The 16,364-nt window shown below is 77.4% G+C and carries 14 protein-coding genes; 6 read left to right on the forward strand and 8 right to left on the reverse strand.

From position 1 onward, the window contains the following. Window positions 1-28: 28 nt before the first annotated feature. From ACOQFB_RS17035 to ACOQFB_RS17050, 4 genes are all read left to right on the forward strand, one after another. Window positions 29-640, forward strand: a complete 612-nt coding sequence (locus ACOQFB_RS17035; protein WP_421609796.1) for a hypothetical protein — start codon at window positions 29-31, stop codon at window positions 638-640. 95 nt (window positions 641-735) lie between these two features. Further along, window positions 736-1,299: a hypothetical protein gene (locus tag ACOQFB_RS17040; RefSeq protein ID WP_421609795.1), complete on the forward strand. Its 564-nt coding sequence runs from the start codon at window positions 736-738 to the stop codon at window positions 1,297-1,299. Between the two features lie 109 nt (window positions 1,300-1,408). After that, on the forward strand, window positions 1,409-3,388 hold the full coding sequence (gene ligD / locus ACOQFB_RS17045; RefSeq protein WP_421609794.1) for a DNA ligase D: 1,980 nt from the start codon (window positions 1,409-1,411) through the stop codon (window positions 3,386-3,388). Continuing rightward, window positions 3,385-4,134: a DUF72 domain-containing protein gene (locus ACOQFB_RS17050; RefSeq protein ID WP_059439627.1), complete on the forward strand. Its 750-nt coding sequence runs from the start codon at window positions 3,385-3,387 to the stop codon at window positions 4,132-4,134. The genes ligD and ACOQFB_RS17050 overlap by 4 nt, the downstream gene beginning before the upstream one ends. Window positions 4,135-4,152: 18 nt before the next feature. On the opposite strand, the gene odhB is transcribed toward ACOQFB_RS17050, so the two are convergent. Together odhB and ACOQFB_RS17060 are read right to left on the reverse strand one after the other, a co-directional pair. Continuing rightward, window positions 4,153-5,424, reverse strand: coding sequence for a 2-oxoglutarate dehydrogenase complex dihydrolipoyllysine-residue succinyltransferase (gene odhB, locus ACOQFB_RS17055; protein ID WP_421609793.1), 1,272 nt, complete (start codon window positions 5,422-5,424; stop codon window positions 4,153-4,155). A gap of 18 nt (window positions 5,425-5,442) precedes the next feature. Continuing rightward, window positions 5,443-8,262: a 2-oxoglutarate dehydrogenase E1 component gene (locus ACOQFB_RS17060; protein ID WP_421609792.1), complete on the reverse strand. Its 2,820-nt coding sequence runs from the start codon at window positions 8,260-8,262 to the stop codon at window positions 5,443-5,445. Window positions 8,263-8,320: 58 nt separating this feature from the next. Here ACOQFB_RS17060 and ACOQFB_RS17065 point away from each other — a divergent pair, with 58 nt between their 5' ends. Beyond that, window positions 8,321-9,472 carry a methyltransferase gene (locus ACOQFB_RS17065; RefSeq protein WP_421609791.1) on the forward strand — a complete coding sequence of 384 codons (1,152 nt, stop codon included), beginning with the start codon at window positions 8,321-8,323 and terminating at the stop codon, window positions 9,470-9,472. Between the two features lie 80 nt (window positions 9,473-9,552). Here the strand turns inward: ACOQFB_RS17065 and ACOQFB_RS17070 are convergent, their stop codons facing one another. After that, the gene (locus ACOQFB_RS17070; protein WP_494492287.1) at window positions 9,553-10,035 is read right to left on the reverse strand and encodes a hypothetical protein; all 483 of its coding nucleotides are present in this window, start codon (window positions 10,033-10,035) and stop codon (window positions 9,553-9,555) included. Continuing rightward, a complete protein-coding gene (locus ACOQFB_RS17075; RefSeq protein WP_494492288.1) occupies window positions 10,032-10,691 on the reverse strand; it encodes an Acg family FMN-binding oxidoreductase in 660 nt (219 codons plus the stop codon). Before ACOQFB_RS17075 ends, ACOQFB_RS17070 begins: the two co-directional genes overlap by 4 nt. A 245-nt stretch (window positions 10,692-10,936) precedes the next feature. Here ACOQFB_RS17075 and ACOQFB_RS17080 point away from each other — a divergent pair, with 245 nt between their 5' ends. Then, window positions 10,937-12,232, forward strand: coding sequence for a hemolysin family protein (locus tag ACOQFB_RS17080; protein WP_237758124.1), 1,296 nt, complete (start codon window positions 10,937-10,939; stop codon window positions 12,230-12,232). Window positions 12,233-12,271: 39 nt separating this feature from the next. Here ACOQFB_RS17080 and ACOQFB_RS17085 read toward each other — a convergent pair whose 3' ends face one another. The 4 genes from ACOQFB_RS17085 to ACOQFB_RS17100 all read right to left on the reverse strand — a co-directional run bounded on the left by ACOQFB_RS17085 (window position 12,272) and on the right by ACOQFB_RS17100 (window position 16,357). Beyond that, window positions 12,272-13,285, reverse strand: a complete 1,014-nt coding sequence (locus ACOQFB_RS17085) for an NAD-dependent epimerase/dehydratase family protein (RefSeq protein WP_421609789.1) — start codon at window positions 13,283-13,285, stop codon at window positions 12,272-12,274. Window positions 13,286-13,332: 47 nt separating this feature from the next. Further along, entirely contained in the window at window positions 13,333-13,701 is a 369-nt protein-coding gene (locus tag ACOQFB_RS17090; protein ID WP_421609788.1) for a response regulator, read from the reverse strand. Window positions 13,702-13,789: 88 nt separating this feature from the next. Further along, the gene (locus ACOQFB_RS17095; protein WP_059438851.1) at window positions 13,790-14,329 is read right to left on the reverse strand and encodes a hypothetical protein; all 540 of its coding nucleotides are present in this window, start codon (window positions 14,327-14,329) and stop codon (window positions 13,790-13,792) included. Between the two features lie 177 nt (window positions 14,330-14,506). Continuing rightward, the gene (locus tag ACOQFB_RS17100) at window positions 14,507-16,357 is read right to left on the reverse strand and encodes a molecular chaperone DnaJ (RefSeq protein ID WP_421609787.1); all 1,851 of its coding nucleotides are present in this window, start codon (window positions 16,355-16,357) and stop codon (window positions 14,507-14,509) included. Between the last annotated feature and the right edge of the window lie 7 nt (window positions 16,358-16,364).

The following is a 16,364-nucleotide window of genomic DNA, read 5'->3' on the forward strand; positions in this document are numbered from 1 at the left end:
GTGAAATCGCCGGGCTAAGCTCCGTCGCATGCGCACCCTCCTCCCCGCCGTCGCCGCCGCCCTGCTCACGCTCTCCTGCGCTGGCATGGGCACGAAGCCGCTCCCCCTCTCGCCGCTCCCCGAGGGCACGATCCCGGTGGACTACGCGCCCACCGGCGAGGTGCTGACGCGGGGCGAGAGCACCTCGTTCAACGCGTGGCAGGTGGTGGGCCCGCGGGTGCAGATGAGCCGCCGCGCCGACGGGAGCTGGGCCGGGACGCTGGTCGGCCGCAACTACATCCTGAAGCCGGGCGCCGACGGCAGCCTGACCGCGCCGGGCGCGGACCTGCACTTCGTGCGGTGGGGCGAGGAGCTCGCCGTGCTCGGCAACCTCGGCGACGTGCGCGTGCGCGTCCGCTTCCACCCGGGCCCGGGCGTCCCCACGGTGCGCGGCAAGATGTGCCAGTTCCGCGGGAACCTGGTGGACTGCCGGGAGCGGGAGTCGCGGGAGATGCCCGGGATCCGGCTGAACGGCGAGGCCGCGAACCTCGACGCGCCGGTGATGCCGCAGCTCGGGCTGGCGCTGCTCTCCATCATGTACCTCGAGGGCGTCAGCGCGCCCTCCGAGCACCTGCAGGTCCGCGACCCGAACCCCAACTAGCGGGCGGCTGCGGGCCGCGCCGCCTGTGCGCCACGGCGCCGCCGAGCCGGCGGCGGGCTTCCCCGGAGTGAAACCGGCGAGGTAAGCTCCGGGGCATGCGCCCATCCTTCGCCGCCGCCGCCGCGCTCGCGCTCGCCTGCGCGGGCGCTTCCACCCAGCCCCTCTCGCTCTCGCCGACGCCGCCGGGCGAGGCGCCGGAGGACTACGTGCCCACCGGCGAGATCCAGACCCGGGGTGAGAGCACCTCGTTCAACGCGTGGCGCGTGGTCGGACCGCACGTGAACATGACCCGGCGGCCGGACGGCACCTGGGCCGGCACGCTGGTCGGGCGCAACTACATCCTGAAGCCCGGGCGCGACGGCAGCCTGACCGCCCCCGGCGCCGACCTGCACTTCCTCCGCTGGGGGAAGGAGCTGGCGGTGCTCGGGAACCTCGGCGATCTCAAGATCCGCCTGCGCTTCCAGCCCGGCCCCGGCCTCCCCACGCCCGCCGGCAAGATCTGCCGGTTCAACGGCAACCTGGTGGACTGCCGCGTGGAGGAGGCGCGCGCCCAGCCCGGGATCCGGCTGAGCGGCGAGGCGGCCAACCTGGATCAGCCCCTCATGCCGCAGCTCGGCCTGGCGCTCCTCTCGATCACGTACATCCCGCTGGGCGGCTGACGGCCCCGCGCCGCCGGCGGCGCTCGCCGGATGCCGGCCCGCCCGCCCTGCCGGCGCCCGCCGGGGGCGCCGCTTGCCCGGGCGCGCCCGGGGTGGTGAGCTTCAGGACGTGGCCCGCGCGCCCGTCCCGCCGTACCGCGCCCAGCTCGCGACGCTCGTGGCGGCGCCGCCGGCGGGCGAGGGCTGGGTGCACGAGACGAAGTACGACGGCTACCGGATCGGCTGCGCGCTGGAGGGCGGGCGCGCCACGCTGTGGAGCCGGCGCGGCAACGACTGGACCGCGCAGTTCCCCGAGGTGGCGCGCGCCGCCGAGGCGCTGCCGGCGCGGAGCGCGCTGCTCGACGGCGAGGTGGCCGCGGTGCTGCCCGGCGGCCGGACCAGCTTCCAGGCGCTCCAGCAGGCGTTCTCCGGCGGGCGCCGCTCGCTCGCCTACTTCGTCTTCGACCTGCTCTGGCTCGACGGCGAGGACCTCTCCCGGCGGCCGCTGCTCGAGCGCAAGGACGCGCTGCGCCGCCTGCTCGGCGCGCGCGGCGAGGTGCTCCGGTACGCGCCGCACGTGGACGCGCCGGGCGCCGAGGTGCTCCGGGAGGCGTGCCGCCTCGGCCTGGAGGGGATCGTCTCGAAGCGCGCCGACGCGCCCTACCGGCCCGGGCGGAACGCCACCTGGACCAAGGCGAAGTGCCTGGCCCGCCAGGAGCTGGTGATCGGCGGCTTCACCGACCCCGAGGGCAGCCGCCAGGGGATCGGGGCGCTGCTGGTGGGCTTCCACGAGGGCGGCGCGCTCCGCTTCGCCGGGAAGGTCGGCACCGGCTTCACGCAGGCGTCGGCGCGCGCGCTGCGCGCGCGCCTGGATCGCCTGGAGCGCGCCGACCCGCCGTTCACGCCGCGCCCGCCCGGCCCGCTCGGCCGGATCGCGCACTGGGTCCGGCCGGAGCTGGTCGCCGAGGTCGCGTTCACCGAGTGGACCGGCGACGGGAAGGTGCGCCACCCGTCGTTCCAGGGGCTGCGCGAGGACAAGCGCGCGGCGGAGGTGGTCCGCGAGGCCCCCGCCGCCGCCGCGCCGCCGGCCGCGGCCGCCTCCGCGCCGGCGTCCCCGACAGCGGCCAGGGATCCCGCGCGCCGGCGCGCCCGGCCGGGCTCGGCGGCCGGCGAGGTGATCGTCGGGGGCGTCCGGCTCTCGCACGCGGAGCGGGTGGTGTTCCCGGGCGAGGGGCGGGCCGCGCTCACCAAGGCGGACGTGGCCCGGTACTACGACGCGGTGGCGGACGCGATGGTGCCGCACCTGCGGGGCCGGCCGCTCACCCTGTTCCACTGCCCGCAGGGCCTCTCCGGCGAGTGCCGGTTCATGAAGCACTCGAAGACCTGGGCGCCGCCGGCGGTGCGGCGGGTGCGCATCCAGGAGAAGACCAAGCTCGGCGAGTACCTCGTCGCGGACGACCGCGCGGCGCTGCTCTCGCTCGTGCAGCTGGACGTCGTCGAGCTGCACACCTGGAACTCGACCGCGGAGGCGCTGGAGGAGCCGGACCGGCTCGTGCTCGACCTCGACCCGGGGCCGGCGGTCCCCTGGCCGGAGGTGGTGCGCGCGGCGCGGCTGCTGCGCTCGGCGCTGGAGGCGCTGGGGCTCGCGGCGTTCGTGAAGACCACCGGCGGCGCGGGGCTGCACGTGGTGACGCCGCTCGTGCCGCGGCGGCGCTGGGAGGACTGTCTCGCGTTCGCGCGGGGCCTCGCCGCCGCGGTGGCGCGCCACGAGCCGCGCGCGTTCACGGTGGCGTTCGCGCGCGCGGGGCGCGAGCGGAAGATCCTCCTCGACTACCTCCGGAACAACCGGACCAACACCTCGGTGGCGGCGTTCTCGCTGCGCGCCCGGCCGGGCGCGCCGGCGTCGGTGCCGGTGGCCTGGGACGAGCTGGGCCCGCGGCTGCGGCCGGAGCGGCTGGGGGCGCGGACCGTCCCGCGGCGGCTGGCGCGGCTCGGCGCCGATCCGTGGGCGGGCTACGCGCGCGCCGCCCGGCCGCTCACCGACGCGCACCTGGCCGCGGTGGGCGCCGCGCCGGCGGGCGAGCCGGCGCGCGGCGGGGGGCGGCGGTGATCCGGATCGGCACGAGCGGCTTCCAGTACCGCCACTGGCGCGGCGTGCTCTACCCGGAGGACCTCCCCGCCCGCGCCTGGCTCGCGCGCTACGCCGAGCGCTTCGACACGGTCGAGCTGAACGCCACGTTCTACCGGCTCCCCACCGCGGAGGCGGCGGCGCGCTGGCGGGCGGTGGTCCCGGCCCGGTTCCGCTTCGCGGTGAAGGGCTCGCGCTACCTCACGCACATGAAGCGGCTGCTCGACACGGAGCGCGGGCTCGACCGCTTCTTCGCGCCGCTCGCCGCGCTCGGGCCGAAGCTCGGGCCGGTGCTGTGGCAGCTCCCGCCGGGCATGAAGCCGGACCTGGAGCGGCTGGACCGCTTCCTCTCGCGCCTGCCGCCGGGGCGGCACGCGCTGGAGGTGCGGGACGCGCGCTGGTACGTGGAGGAGGCCTGCGCGGTGCTGGACGCGCACGGCGCCGCGCTCTGCGAGCACGACCTGCTGCCCCGCCCTCCCCCGCGCCCGACCGGCGGCTGGCGCTACCTGCGCTTCCACGGCACGAGCGGCAGGTACCACGGGCGCTACGGCCGCGACGCCCTCGCGCCGGTGGCGCGCGACCTGCTCGGCTGGTCGGCGCGCGGGCGCGCCGCGTGGGTCTACTTCAACAACGACCTGCGCGGCGACGCGGTCCGCGACGCGCTGGCGCTGCTCGAGCTCGTCGGCGCGGGGCGGCCCGCGCCGGACGCGGGGATGCACGGTGGGTGACCGCGCGCGGCGCGCGCGTCACACCTCCAGCAGCATCCGCTCCGGATCCTCGATGCACTCCTTCACCTTCACGAGGAAGGAGACCGCCTCGCGGCCGTCCACCAGCCGGTGGTCGTACGAGAGCGCGACGTACATCATCGGCCGGACCACCACCTGGTCGTGCGCGTCCACCACCGCGCGCTTCTGGATCTTGTGCAGACCGAGGATGCCGGACTGCGGCGGGTTGATGATGGGCGTGGAGAGCATCGACCCGTAGATGCCGCCGTTGGAGATCGTGAAGGTGCCGCCGGCGAGGTCCTCGAGCGTGATGCGGTTCTCCTTCGCCTTCTTCGCCAGCTCGCCGATGGTCGTCTCCACCTCGGCGAAGGAGAGCGCGTCGGCGTCGCGGACCACCGGGACCACCAGGCCCTTGCCGCCGCCGACCGCCACGCCGATGTCGTAGTGGTCCTTGTAGACGATGCTGTCGCCGCGGATCTCGCCGTTCACGCCGGGGTAGGCGCGCAGCGCCTCGATGGACGCCTTCACGAAGAAGGACATGAAGCCGAGCTTCACGCCGTGCTTCTTCAGGAACGTCTCGCCGTGCTGCTCGCGGAGCGCGAGCACCCGGGACATGTCCACCTCGTTGAAGGTGGTGAGCAGCGCCGCGGTGTGCTGCGCCTCCACCAGCCGGCGAGCCACCGTGCGGCGCAGTGGCGTCATCGCGACCACGCGCTCGCGCGGGCCGGCCACGGCCGGGGCCGCGGGCGCGGCCGGGCGCGCCTCGAGCGCGCGGGCCACGTCCTCCTTGCGGATCACCTGCTCCGGCGTCACGCCCAGCTCGGCCATCAGGCGCCGGGCCGACGGCGGCGCGCGGAACCCGGCGGCGGGCGCGGCCGGCGGCGGCGCGGCGGGCGCGGGCGCCACCGGGGGCGCGGCGCGCGCGGGCGCGGCGGCCGGGGCGGCCGGGGCGGGAGCGGGGGCCGGGGCCGGGGCGCCGTCGCGTGCGGCGGGGACGGTGCCGCCCGGGATGGGGCCGGAGCCGAACGGCGAGGCGCCGGCGGCCTGGCCGGCGCCGCCCTCGTCCAGCTCGGCGATCACCTCGCCGATCGCGACGGTGTCGCCGGCCTGCCGGAGCACCTTGCGCAGCACGCCGGCGACGGGCGCCGGGACCGCCACGGTGGCCTTCTCGCTCTCCACCTCCACGACGGGCTCGTCGGCCTGGACCGGCTCGCCCTCCTTCTTGAGCCACGTGCCGATGGTGGCCGTCTGCACGGATTCGCCGATGTTCGGGACCTTGAGCTGGATGGACATGGTGTTCTTCCGGGAGGATCAGTGCTCGTGCGCGGCGGCGCGCGTGTCGGTGCGGTGGATGCGGGAGACGGGCTCCCCGAGCGCCTCGAGCACGAGCTGCTGCTGCTCCAGCTTGTGCCGCGTGGCGGAGCCGGACGCCGGGCTGGCCGACGGCGGGCGGGAGACGAGGTCGAGGCGCGTGGGCAGCCGCGGCGAGAGGTGCAGGTCCACGTAGTCCCAGGCGCCCATGTTGGACGGCTCCTCCTGCGCCCAGACCATCTCGGCGCCGGGCCGGAACGCGGCGATGGCGTCGAGGATCTCGTCCGCGTGCAGCGGGTAGAGCTGCTCCAGCCGGATCAGCGCCACGTGACGGGCGCCCTGCGCCTCGCGGGCGGCGGCGAGGTCGTAGTAGAGCTTGCCCGAGCACAGCACCACGCGGGTGATCTCGCTCGGGTCTGCGACGGGATCGGCGACGATCGGCCGGAAGCGCGCCTCCACGAGCTCGCCGAGCGGCGACACGACCTTCGGGTGCCGCAGCAGGCTCTTCGGCGACATGACCACCAGCGGCTTGCGCCAGGGCGAGTAGACCTGGCGCCGCAGCGCGTGGAAGTACTGCGCCGGCGTGGTGACGTTCACCACGTACCAGTTGTCGTCCACCGACAGCTCCAGGAACCGCTCCAGCCGCGCCGAGGAGTGCTCCGGCCCCTGCCCCTCCATGCCGTGGGGCAGCAGCAGCGCGACGCCGGAGAGCCGGTTCCACTTCGCCTCGCCGGACGAGAGGAACTGGTCGATGATCACCTGCGCGGCGTTCACGAAGTCGCCGAACTGCGCCTCCCAGATGGTGAGCGCGTCGGGCATCTCCAGGCTGTAGCCGTACTCGTAGCCGAGCGCGGCGGCCTCGGAGAGGAGGCTGTCGCGGATCTCCACCGCGCCCTGCCCCTCGCGCAGGTGCGCGAGCGGCGAGTAGGGCGTGCCGGTCTGGTGGTCGTAGAGCACCGCGTGGCGGTGGCTGAACGTGCCGCGGCGGCTGTCCTGGCCGACCAGCCGCACGCGGCGGCCCTCCAGCGCCAGCGTCGCGAGCGCGAGCGCCTCGGCGGTGGCCCAGTCGAGCGGCCGCTCGCCGCGGCCCATCTCGGCGCGCGCCTCGAGGACCTTGGCGAGCTTGGGGTGCACGTGGAAGCCCTGCGGCACCTGGGTGATCCCGGCGGCCGCCTGGGCGAGCACCGCGGGGGCCACGCCGGTCTCCGGCTCCGGGCCGGTGATCGCGCCGCCCTTGATGCCGGCCCAGAAGCCGCCCGCCTCCTGCGCGCCCGGCTGCACCGCGATCTGCGCCGAGGCCTGGTACGCCTCGTCGAGGCGGGCGCGGTACTCGGCGGCCATCGCGTCCACCTCGGCCCGCGTCGCCGTGCCCTCGCGCTCCAGCGCCTCGGCGTAGAGCTGCCGGAGCGTGGGCCGCTTCGAGATGGCGCGGTACATCACCGGCTGCGTGAACGACGGCTCGTCGCCCTCGTTGTGCCCGTGGCGGCGGTAGGCCCACAGGTCGATGACCACGTCGCGGTGGAAGCGCTGGCGGAAGTCGGCGGCGAGCAGCACCGCCTGCGCCACGGCCTCCAGGTCCTCCCCGTTCACGTGGATGATGGGGATCTGGAGCATCCGGGCCGGGCCGGTGCAGTAGGTGGTGGAGCGCGCGTCGCGCGGCGAGGTGGTGAAGCCCACCTGGTTGTTCACGATGACGTGGATGGTGCCGCCCACGCCGTACGCCTCGAGCTGCGACATGTTGAGCGCCTCGGCCACGATGCCCTGGCCGGCGAACGCCGCGTCGCCGTGCACCAGCACCGGCAGCGAGCGGACGCGCTCGAAGTCGTGGTAGCGGTCCTGCTTGGCGCGCACCCGCCCCTGCACCACGGTGTCGATCCACTCCAGGTGGCTCGGGTTGAAGGCGAGCGACAGGTGGACCAGCACGCCGTCCGGCGTCTCGCGATCGGTCGAGTGGCCGAGGTGGTACTTCACGTCGCCGCCGGTCGCGTTGACGATGGCGTTGTCGCGGAACTCGGCGAAGATCTGGCGCAGCGGCTTGCCGACCACGTTCGCGAGCACGTTCAGGCGCCCGCGGTGCGCCATGCCGATCACCACGTTGCGGACGCCGTGGCCGACGGCCCGGTCCACCAGGAACTCGAGCAGCGCCACGAACCCCTCGGCGCCCTCCACGCTGAAGCGCTTCGCCCCGAGGAACTTCGTCCCCAGGAACTGCTCCAGGCTCTCCGCCTCCACGATCTTGCGGAGGAGCAGCTTCTTCACGTCCGGCGCGAGCGAGAGCCGGTTCTTCGTGCGCTCCATCCGCTGCTCGAGCCAGCCGCGCAGGTCCTGGTCGTGCATGTGGGCGAGCTCGACGCCCAGCGTCCGGCAGTAGGTCTCCTCCAGCCTCGCCACCAGGTCCCGCAGCGTGCGGTCGCCGCGGCCGTCCGCGTCGGCGCAGGGCCGGTCGAGGTCGGCGGGCCCGAGGTCGAACGCCTCGAGCGCGAACGGCTCGGCGGGGCGGACCAGGCCGAGCGGATCGAGCCTGGCGCGGAGGTGACCGTACTCGCGGTACGCCTGCACCAGCCGGTCCACCTTCGCCTGGAAGGCCGCGTCGCCGCCCGCGCATGCCGCCGGCTGCGGGCCGGCGGCGCCGTCGGGCCGGCGCCGGGGGAAGGACGCGGGCGCCGGGGCGGCGCCCGGGGCGGCGGGCAAGCCCTCGAAATACCTGCGCCACGATCCGTCCACCGACCTGGGATCGGCGAGCCACGCGTAGTAGAGGTCTTCGACGAAGGAGAGGCTGGGCGCGCTGGGCAGCGCCTGGGGTTCCGGCGGCGATGACATGGCGCGCTCTTCTTAATCCAGACACCCCCCGCCTGGCCGCTCAACCGCACGCGATCCGATGACGCGCACCGATCCGACCGCCGCGGCGCCTCCCCGGGAGCTGGTGTGGCGGGATGCCACCGGGGAGCACAGGGCGCGCTGGGCCTCCGGCTCGGCGCCGCCGCCCGCCCGGCTCGGCCCGGCCGGCGACGCCACCCGCGCTGGCGAGGCGCTGGCCCGGGCACGTCGCGGCGAGGGGCTGGTCTACGCCGGCGACTACCACAACGCCCGGCAGCTCCTCGCGGCCATGGGGCGGCGCCTGGAGCACCCTGCGCCGAAGGGCGCAGGCCTGGCGGGCGCTTACCGCGCCGCGCGGGAGCGGATGCGGCTCGAGCACGAGGTGCTGGCGCGGCTGCTCGTGCCGGTCGAGCCCGGGTGGCGCATCGCGCTGCGGCGGGCGCCGGAGGTGGCCGCCGCCTGCGCCGAGGCCCTCGGCCCGCCGCCGGACGGGCCCGCGCTGCTGCCGCTCCGCGAGCTGCTCGGGCTGGTCGCCGCGCACGAGTGGCGACGCCGCGGCGTCGAGGTCCCCGCGCTCGGGGCGCGGGTGCACCCGTTTCACGGCGTGTACGCGCCCATCCGGGGCGAGTACGTGGACCTGGTCGCCGCCGCGGCCGCGGAGCGTTCGCTCGAGGGCACGCGCGCCTTCGACCTCGGGACCGGCACCGGGGTGCTCGCGCTGGTGCTGGCGCGGGCGGGCGCCCGGGTGATCGCGACCGACCTCGAGCCGCGCGCGGTGGCCTGCGCCCGCGAGAACGCGGCCCGGCTCGGCCTGGCCGGCCGGGTCGAGGTGGTGGAGGCGGACCTGTTCCCGGAGGGCGTGGCGGACGTGATCGTGTGCAACCCGCCGTGGATCCCGGGCGCCGCGCACGGCCCGCTCGAGCGGGCGGTCTACGATCCGGGCGGCGCGTTCCTGGAGCGGCTGGTGCGCGGGCTGCCCGCGCACCTCGCCCCGGGCGGCGAGGCGTGGATCGTCCTCTCCGACCTGGCCGAGCGGCTCGGGCTCCGGCCGGCGGGCGAGGTGGCGCGGCTGGCGGGGGCGGCGGGGCTGGAGGTGGCGGACGTCCGCGAGGCGCGCCCCTCGCACCCCCGTGCGCGCGACCGCGCCGATCCGCTGCACGCGGCGCGCGCCGCCGAGGTGACGCGGCTCTTCCGGCTCCGGCGCCGTCGATAGAGGCCCCCTCCTCCCGCTCCCTGGTGCGGGAGGAGGGGGAGCGGCGGACGCACCCGCGCGGCCCGCCCGCCGCCAACCTGCTACGCCGGCGCGCCGGGCGCGACCGCCGCCCCGGCCGCCGCCGGCTGCACCATCGGTGACACCGGCGGCGCGCGACGGAGCACGAGCGGCGCCGGGCGGACGGGCACGGCGTCGAGGCGGCGGAGCACCTCGTCCACCGTCCGGCGCGGCGTGGGCCGCACCTCCGGACCGTAGCCCAGCCGCAGCAGGAGCTGCGGCATGCCCGGATCGCCGACCGCCTCGCGGAGCGGCCCGCGCAGCCCGTCCTGCTCGACCGGCTGGTTGAAGTAGGCGACGGTGAGCCCGGCCGCGGTGGCGCGCAGCAGGATGCGCTGGAGCGCGATCCCGGCGACCATCCACTCGGCGAGGCCGTCGTGCGCGGTGGAGAGGACGAGCAGGGCCTTGGAGGCGAGCGTGCGGCGCCGGTCGCGCTCGGCCTCGGCGCGGGCCGGGTTGGAGAGCCGGGCCACGAGCGGCTGCAGGCGCGCCGCGGCGTCGCTCATCCCCACCGCGTACGCGGGCATCCCGTCGCGGCGGCCGCTGCCGCTCGGTGGATCCAGCCGGCCAGCTCGGCGCGGAACCGCGGGTTGGCCCACTGCCGGCGATCGCCCTCGGCCACCAGCTCGGCCACGGCGCGGCGCTGGTGCGCCTCCACCGGCCGCAGCCAGGCGCCCTCCGCGCGCGCCTCGCGCAGCAGCCGGGTGACCAGCCCCTCCGGCGGCTCGCGGCCGTCGAGCGGCAGCCGGTTGGTGCGGCGGCGCGGGATGGCCTGGAACAGCTCCTCGTCCTCGGGCGAGAGCGCGCGGTGCTCCTCGAGGCGCACGCGCGCCACCAGCCCGTCGCGGCGGTGCGTGCCGATGATCTCCGCCGAGGTCGCGTGGCCGAAGTGCGCCGCGGCGAGGCGCAGGTTCGCGAGCGCCGCGCCGCAGGCCATCACCAGCTCCCGGCCGTCCGGGTCCACCTCCGGGAGCGCGCGCGCGCCGTCGGCGTGGAGGCCGACCTCGTCGCCGCGCACCTCGAACCACCACGGCTGCGTGTTGTGCCGCGAGGGCGCGAGCACGGCGTACGCGAGGAGGAAGCGCAGCCGCTCGGTCGGCCCGCCCCATGACGGGAAAGCCCGCGGGTCCGGCGCGGGGAGCGCCTGCGCATCGACGAACATGGGTCCCTCCCGGAACTCGGGCACACGGCGCAGCGGCGCTGCGGGAGCGTTTCAGGTAAACCTCTTCTCCGCGCGCGGGGAGTCCCCGCCCGGGCGAACCTCGATCGCCTGCGCGGCCGCGCGCGTGCGCGGTCACCGAGTCGAGCGGCGGCGGCCCCGGCGCGGCCACCCCGGGGAGGGAAGGCCACCTGTACGACACAGCCGTCGAGATCCTGATCGTCCTGGCCCTGGTCGTCGCGAACGGCGTGTTCGCCGGCGCGGAGATCGCGGTCATCGCGATGCGCAAGACGCGGCTCGCGCAGCTCGTCGAGCAGGGCCGCGCCGCCGCCGGGGCGGTGCTGCGGCTGCGCGACGCACCCGAGCGCTTCCTCGCCACGGTGCAGGTCGGCATCACCGTCATCGGCGCCAGCGCCGCGGCGTTCGGCGGCGCGTCGATCGCAGGCCGCCTCGCCCCGGTCCTCGAGCGGATCCCGCCGCTCGCACCGTACGCGCACCAGCTCTCGCTGGCGCTCGTGGTCGCGCTCGTGTCCTTCCTCTCGCTGGTCCTCGGCGAGCTGGTGCCGAAGTCGCTCGCCCTCCGCGCGCCCGAGCGCTACGCGCTGCTGGTCGGCCGGCCCCTGCTCGGCCTCTCGCACCTGGTCCGCCCCGTCGTGTGGCTGCTGACCGCCTCGTCCAACCTGCTGCTGCGCCCGTTCGGCGACCGCACCACCTTCGCCGAGGCGCGCCTCTCCGCCGAGGAGCTGGAGCAGCTCGTGGACGAGGCCGGCCGCGCCGGCGCGCTCGACGCGCCCACCGCGGAGATCGCCTCGCGCGCGCTCGCGTTCCGCGACCTCACCGCCGGCGACGTGATGGTCCCGCGCAGCCGGGTGAAGGCGCTCCCCGCCGACGCGACCCAGGACGACCTGAAGCGGCTGCTGCTCGAGGAGGGCCGGGCGCGCATGCCGGTCTACGACGGCACGCTCGACGACGTGATCGGCTACGTGATGGCGAAGGACCTCGCCGCCATCGCCTGGGAGCGCGAGCTCATCGTGCTCGCCGACCTGGTGCGGCCGGTGCACTTCGTGCCGGAGGGCGCCAAGGCGGTGCACGTGCTGCGCGACATGCAGCGGCGGCGCTCGCAGATCGCGGTGGTGGTGGACGAGCACGGGGGCATGGCCGGGATCCTCACGCTGGAGGACCTGGTGGAGGAGCTGGTCGGCGACATCCTGGGCGAGGCCGAGGAGCCGCAGCCGCTCTTCGAGGTCGAGCCCGGCGGCGCCGCGGTGGTGCGCGGCGACGCGCCCATCCGCGAGGTGAACCGCGCGCTCCACCTCGACCTGCCCGAGGGCGAGGGCTACACCACCGTCGCCGGGCTGGTCATCGCCGTGGCCGGCGCGATGCCGGAGCGCGGCGCGCGCCTGCGGCTCGCCGACGGCACGGAGGCCGAGGTGGTGGAGGCCACGCCGCGCGTGGTGCGGCGGGTGCGGCTCGTGCCGCCGCCGCCCGGCGAGGCGAGCGCGGGCGCCGGCGAGGGCGACGGGGCGGCCGGGCCGGAGGCCTGACCGGGAGCGCGAAGCGAGCCGCCGGGGCGCCGCCGCGCGCTAGCCCGCCAGCGCCGACAGCTCGGGCGTGTCCGGCCGCAGCCTTCCGGTGGCGAGGGCCCAGCGGTAGGTGTCGCGGACCATCTCCTCGAACGGGCGGACGCGGTAGCCCAGCTCGCGCTCGGCCTTCGCCGACGACGCGAACGTGTACAGCGCGCTGGCGCGGACCAGGCCGCGGCTGGTCCTCGGCCGCCGGCCGGCGGCGCGCGCCGCCAGCTCCTGCGCCGCGGCGAACCCGAGCGCCAGCGGCACCGGGACGCGGCGCGGGGGCGGGACGCCGGCGACGGCGCAGGCGCGGCGGATCATCTCCGACATGGCGAGGTTGTGGCCCGCGAGCACGTAGGCCTCGCCGGCGCGCCCGCGCTCCAGCGCGGCCACGTGGCCGTCGGCCACGTCGCGGACGTCGCAGAAGGACGCGCCGCCCTCGACGTAGGCGGGGATGCGGCGCCGCGCGAACGCGAGCAGGATGGACGCGGAGGAGCCGTGCACGTCGCCCGGCCCGAGCACGTAGGCCGGGCGCACCACCACGAGCGGCAGGCCGCGCGCGGCGAGCGCCCGGGCCGCCCGCTCGCCCCGGAGCTTCGAGACGAAGTAGGGCATCCCGAGCGCCTCGGCGTTGCCGGCGGTGGCCTCGTCGGCCACCTCGGGCGCGGCGGTGCCGCCCATCACCGCGGTGGACGAGGTGAGCACCGCGCGCGCCACCCCCGCCTCCAGCGCCGCGCCCAGCACCGCCTCGACCGCGCGCACGTTGACGGCCTCGAGGGCCGCCTCCAGCCCCGGCCCGAAGCCCACCACGCCCGCCGAGTGGACCACCGCGTCGCGGCCCGCCAGCGCCGCGCGCAGCGCCGCCCGGTCGTCCAGCTCGCCGCGGGCCACCTCCGCGCCGGCGGCCTCCAGCGCCGCCGCGTCGCTGGTGGCGCGCGCGTACAGCCGCACCGAGTGCCCGCGCGCGAGCAGGGCGCGCGCCACCGCGCCGCCCACCAGGCCCGTACCGCCGGTGACGAGGACGTTCACCGGGCCGGTCTACCCCGGCGCCGCGGCCGCGACAAGGATCCGCCCGGTCACGGGCGCCGCGCGTGGCGGGCCACGGTCTCGAGGAGCTCGTCCAGCTCGAACGGCTTCGTGAGGTACCCGTCCGCCACCGGCACCGGGAGCTGCTCGGACGGCAGCGCGGCGGTCATGAGCACCACCGGCAGGTCTCGCAGCGCCGGGTCGGCGCGGAGGGTCTCCAGGAACTGCGCGCCGTTCATCACCGGCATCACGAGGTCGAGCACCACGAGATGCGGCCGCGGGGACCGGCGCAGCCACTCCAGGCCGGCCACGCCGTTCTCCACCATCGCGACCGCGTAGCCCTCGGCGTCGAGGCACTCGGCCACGCTCTCGCGGATCGCGTCGTCGTCCTCGACGAGCAGGATGCTGCGACCGTTCACGGGATCCCCCACACCGGTCGTTCTAGCACCCCGGCCGCCGCCGCGGCAGCGCCCGGCCTGCTCCGCCCCGCCTGTGCCCGCGCGGGGACTAGATGGTGAGCGACGAGGGCGCCTGGAAGACGGGCGGCGCCGGCGTCGCCGGGACCGGCGGGTGGCCCGGCGGGAGGCGCCGGTCCGGCGGCTCCAGCGCCGGCGCCGGGCGGGAGGCGTCCCCCGACGCGCAGCCGTACGCCTCGCGCACGTGCGCCACGAGCGCGTCGAGGTGCGCGATCGCCCCGCCGCGGCCGCCGCGGAGCGCGTGGCGCAGCTCGGCCGCGAGCTGCGGATCCTCGAGCATCTTGGCGGAGGTCATGTTCTCGCAGACGTAGTCCGGCGTGAGGCACGCGCGCGCCATGGCGACGTGCCAGTCCGCCCAGCTGTGCGGCTCGCAGTCGCCGCCGCGCACCCGCCCCAGCACCGGCAGCGCGAGGGCCCCGAGGACCGCCAGCCCGGCGAACGCGACCACGCTCGCCCGCGCGGTGCGGGCGAGCCGGGACGGCCGCCGCGCCCGCGGCGCGGCGATCCCGCAGTTCGGGCAGGCGCTCGCGCCGGCGTCGAGGGTCGAGGCGCACAGCGTGCAGGTCTTCATCGGAGCCTCCGCGGCGGGCGGTCGCACCCGCTTCCTCCGATGTAAGCAATGCCCGGCGGCGCCGCCGTGGACGCCCGCCCCCCCGTCGGGCAATTGCCGGGCGCGCCCGCCCAACCGCCCTGCGGCGTTGGGGGCAGCGTCCCGGTCCCGGGCCCGCCCGCGCGTCCGCCCCCGGCCTCAAGGCCGGAAGCGGCGCTCGATCCGCGAGCGCAGCAGCTCGAGGAGCTCCTCGGCGGTCATGCCCGCGCCCGCGGCGACCGCGAGGCGGAGCGGCCCGCGCCCGCGCACCCGCGCGCCCTTGCCGAGCGGCCCGTCCTCGCCCCGCACCTCGACCGCCTCCGGCGCGAGGTCCACCTCGCAGGGCGCCAGGTACAGCTCGGCGAAGCGGCGCCGCAGCCGCTCGGCGGTGAGGGCGTCCGCCTCCTCCGGCAGCAGCTGGAAGCCGATGGCGGTGCCGGCGAGCGCGGCGGTGACCTCCGCCACCAGGCCGAGCCGGAGCGCGTGCGGGGCGAGCGCCTCGAGCCCGTCCACCTCGCCGTAGCGCCAGTAGCTCCGCAGCACCGCGCCGCACGCGGCGCAGGCGATCCCGTGCAGCGCGTCCAGGCCGCGGGTCCGGTACAGGTGGCGCGCCGGCCCGCGCGCGCGGCAGCGCGGGCAGGCCTCCTCCGGCCCGAGCGCGGCGAGCACCGCCCGCGCCACCTCCGCCACCGCCGGCCGGTCGAGCGCGATGCGGACGCCCGCCGCGAGGTCGGCCGCGGCGAGCTGCACGCCCGCGTGGATCTCGCCCCCGCCCTCGCGCGCGCCCACCACGAGGTGGGCCGGGAGCCGGGCGAGCATCCGCGCCAGGTCCGGCGCCCCGGCCCAGCCCGCGCGCAGCGCGTCCCAGCGCGCCTCCAGCGCCTCCGCGGTCGCGATCGCCTCGGGGACGCGCCGGCCGCCCTCCTCGGCGAAGAACGCGAGGCAGGTGAGGGCCACCTCCCACGGCGCCCCGCGGGCCGCGTCCTCCAGCGACCGCGCCAGCGCCCGTGCCTCCGGGCTCGCGCTCCGCCGCTCCAGCCGCGCCGCGCCCTGGCGCACCAGCGCGCTCTCGCCCAGCGGGTCGAACGCGCGGCGCGCGCCGGTCGGCCCCCGCCGCTCGATGCCGTCCATGGCCTTCCTCCTCGCGCGCGACAGCTCCGCCGCCGCGCCCGCCGCCCGCGAGAGGCGCGCCCGCGCGTCGGCGCGCGCCGCCTCCGCGTCCGCGGCCAGCTCGGCGCGCGTCTCCTCCACCAGGTCGCCGCCCGCCGCGCGGCGCCGCTCCGCCTCGGCGCGGAGCCGCTCGGTGTCGCTGGCGCGCAGCCGGTCGCGCTCGCGCGCCAGGGACGCGGCGATGCGCCGGAGCGTCTCGACGCGCCGCTCGATCCGGGCGAGCCGCTCGGCCTCGTCGATCCCGTCCACCGCCTCGCCCGCGCCGAGGCGCTCGGCGATCACCTGCAGGCCGGCGAGGTCGCCGCGCGCGTAGGCCGCGTTCACGCGCGCCATGAGGTCGGAGCGCCGCGCCTCCTCGCCGGCGTCGCGCGCCAGGTCGGGGTGGAGGAGCCGCGCCAGCCGCCGGTAGAGCCGCTTCAGCGCGGCGGCCTCGTCCTCGAGCGGCTCGACCTCGCCGGCGTCGCCCGCGCCGGCGGGCGCGCGCCCGGCCGCGTCCCAGGGCTCCGCGGGCGGCGGCGCGGCCCGCCGGCGATCGCGCCGCGCGCGCTCCGGCGGCGCGCCGGAGCGGAGCCGCTCGGCGAGTGCGGCGAGCCCGTCCTCCAGCGCCTGGAGCGTCCGCACCAGCCGCTCCGCGGCCGCCAGCTCCGCGAACGCCTCGCCGAGCGCGCGCTCCCAGCGATGCGCGAACGCCGCCAGCTCCGCCGAGCACGCCTCCAGCTCGCGATCCAGCGCGGCGATCTCGTCGAGCAGCGCCCGCAGCCGGGCCTCGGCCAGCTCGGCCGGTCCGGGGGGCGGGGCGGGGAGCCGGGCGAGCCCGAGCGCTCGCTCGCGAGGGGACATGCGCCCC

The organism is Anaeromyxobacter sp. Red801, assembly GCF_049201065.2.
Lineage (GTDB): Bacteria > Myxococcota > Myxococcia > Myxococcales > Anaeromyxobacteraceae > Anaeromyxobacter.